Annotated in this window: 1 protein-coding gene; it reads left to right on the forward strand. The window is 36.6% G+C overall.

Translation table 11 applies throughout. From position 1 onward, the window contains the following. Positions 1-2,506 (forward strand): autotransporter outer membrane beta-barrel domain-containing protein (locus tag ACFIMX_RS03385; protein ID WP_375639932.1); only part of this gene is annotated, 2,506 nt, incomplete at its 5' end. Between the last annotated feature and the right edge of the window lie 612 nt (positions 2,507-3,118).

Raw genomic sequence — 3,118 nt, forward strand, 5'->3', positions numbered from 1 at the left:
TTATAAGAAAAATTTTTTGTTATGTACAATTGCTGGAACTTTGATTTTTTCTCATTTCGGTTCAACTTATGCAAATACATCGGCTCCTGAAACTCCTGGAATTTTGGGGAAGATTGAATTAAATAAGGGAGAAGAAAAGACTTTAAATAATGTTCTTGTCCGCGATAAAGGACCTGGAATATTAGCGCATGATAAAGCAGCTATCACAATTGTAAAATCAACAATACACACGGAAATGTCTGCACTTTCTGTATCAACAGGTGGACGCATTCATGCTAAAGAAATTGAAGCAAATACGGTGTACAAAGGTTTAGAAACAAAGAATGGTACAATCAAAGTTGAAGATTCAACCATAACCGTCCAACGAGGAGGTGCCGGTGGTATCGTTTTTTATGAAACAAAAGATTCTTCACTGAAAAATGGAGAAAAAGTTGTCAATAAGGTTGTTCTTAGCAATACAAAACTTCTTGTGAAAAACGGCACCGGTATCCTTGGTCCCTACTGCTCAAGAGCAGTTGCTGAAGTTCAACTTAAAGACTCAGAAATTCGATCTGACGTATTATTGAGAAATAAAACAAAACGTAAATATTATGACAACGATACTCTTCCTGTAACTTTAGCGTTAACCGCTGATAATTCGACAATAGAAGGACGAGCAAGAACTTTAAAAGTGAATACAACGGTTTTGACTCTGAATAACAAAAGCAAATGGTACTTAAAGACCTCTCAAGAGGAAGTCGATACTGACTTTAATGTGTTTAACTATGAGCTCAGTGATATTAAACAACGAGCCCTTTCTACCGTTTCAGTACTGAATCTTAATAATAGTTCTATCATATTTAAGACACCACAAGGGCGGGAAAAAGATCATTATCATACCTTGTATGTAGGGCGAACAGCTGAGGTTCGTAGACCTGAGGGAAGTACAATCCCCGATATAGAAAGCACTTATAATACAGTTTACAATGCCACAGGCGATGCAAAAATTTATTTTAATATTGAATGGAGTGATGGTCTAGTAAAAGAACAGCAAAAAGCTGACCGCCTCCTTATTCATGGTGATGTATCAGGCAGCACAACAGTCCATATCAAGAACCTTGCGAAAGGTGAGATATTAAAAGCTGAAGATTCTGTTTCCTCAAATATGCGTGGTCTTTCACTCATTCAAGTTTCTGGAAATGCAAATGAAGATTCCTTCAAACTTGCACACGGCTACACCACAATGGGGGGCTTGCCCTATAAATATATACTCAAAGCCTATGGTCCAACATCCAGCCATGGGACAGCCGATCGCATACAAAGTCATTTTAGCGGAATATCACAAGAATCAAAAGAAAATACCCTCAAAGACTACACAATCTACACGATATCAGCATTAGGACAAATGATTGAAGGCGTTTCACCAAAAGAGAAAGAAGCGCAAAATACCGGTTCATCATCCCTTGGACAAGCAAACAACGCACAAAACATTTTGGAAAAAAATCAGAATTTCTGGGATTTTCGCTTGCAAAATGCGACTCTAGATAATGAAGGAAAGATCAGAGCTCTCGTTCCTCAAGTGGCAAGCTATTTGTCCATGCCTAACGCACTATTCTCAGCTGGACTGGCTGATATAAACAATCAAAACACTTTACTCAACTCGATACAGGAAAACACCTTTGAGACAAAAGATCATAAAAACAAAGGAGTCTTATTCTCGACTTATGGAAATAAGATGACATTATCCTCTCACCGTACGCCATTACAATATGGCTATGGTGCCGATATTCACTATGCAGCTTTACAGGCAGGCATTACATTAGCAGCTCTAGAAGATCAAAATATGACCACCAATTTTGGTTTTTTAGGGACATATGGGAAATTAGCTTTCACCCCTAAAGACATGGAAGGTGCTGACAAGAGTACACTCAATAAATGGTCAATTGCTGCATATAGTGGGCTGCGCCATAATAATGGGATATACATCCATGCACTCTTCTCCTATGGAATGCTCAAGGGAGATATCACCACAGCTCTCATAGGAAAGACTGCAGAATTGAAAAATGCTGATACATTCAGTGCATCAGCAACTATTGGACAAAAGTTCGAAACCAGTAGGAAAGGATTGGTCTTTGAACCACAAGCACAACTTGTTTATCAACACCTCGTGCTTGGCACACTCTCAGATGTCGATGGCTTTGATGTAGATATGGGAAATCCTTATCAATACTTAGTGCGTGTTGGTGGACGCTTAACGCAAACGAAGCTTTCTATTGAAAACGGCGGTATTCTTTCTTTCTATGGTAAACTAAACGTTGTTAAAGCTTTTTCTAACAATGGTACGATACAGATTGGTGAACCATTCCATCTTGATTCTATAGGAGCGTCTGTTGAAGGTGGACTTGGTGTAAATGCACAATTATCACAAAATATCGCACTTTATGCTGATGTTAACTATCAATATAAGCTTCAAAAAACTGGTATATCTGGAGCAAGCTTTTCAGGCGGAATACGCTATCAGTTTTAAGAAAAAGCAAAAAACAATTTATATTCTATTCATTTTAATAAAAGGCAGTACAAATATGCTGCCTTTTTACAATCTATCGGAAAGAAGCGTCAATAACGATTCTTTCTACCACCTTTCTTGAGCCAATTAATCTCACTCAAACCAAATGTAACAAAATCTGTTATCTCTGAATGAATACTGAATTCTCAAAAGAGCTGCCTTTTTGATTTATAAAAATCAAATGCTTTTAATAAATTTTTTTTGTATTTTAAAACACGTAATAAATAATTCTCTGTGTAAGAAAATCAATTAAAAGCTTTTTGTAAGCACACAACAACAGCTTCTCCAAAAACTTTGTAGAGTTTCCATAACAACAGCCTTAAGCAACAAACATCCTTGCAAAATATTTTGTTTCTTAACACTTTTAAACGGAAGACTTATTAAATTAGCTTTTCTGCAATTCATAGTTGCTAACTGCAATCTCTATTTTAAAAACTCTTCTAAAATCATTTTTAAACGATAAAGAACAGGATGCAATATTTCGTTTTGTTGTTTACAATAAAAACATAATGATATAGAAACTGTCTGGGTACTTGCGCCATCAGGGGAATGAAGTAAGCATCAAAGCATACC

This window comes from Bartonella sp. AD24XZML (assembly GCF_042196485.1).
Taxonomy (GTDB): domain Bacteria; phylum Pseudomonadota; class Alphaproteobacteria; order Rhizobiales; family Rhizobiaceae; genus Bartonella.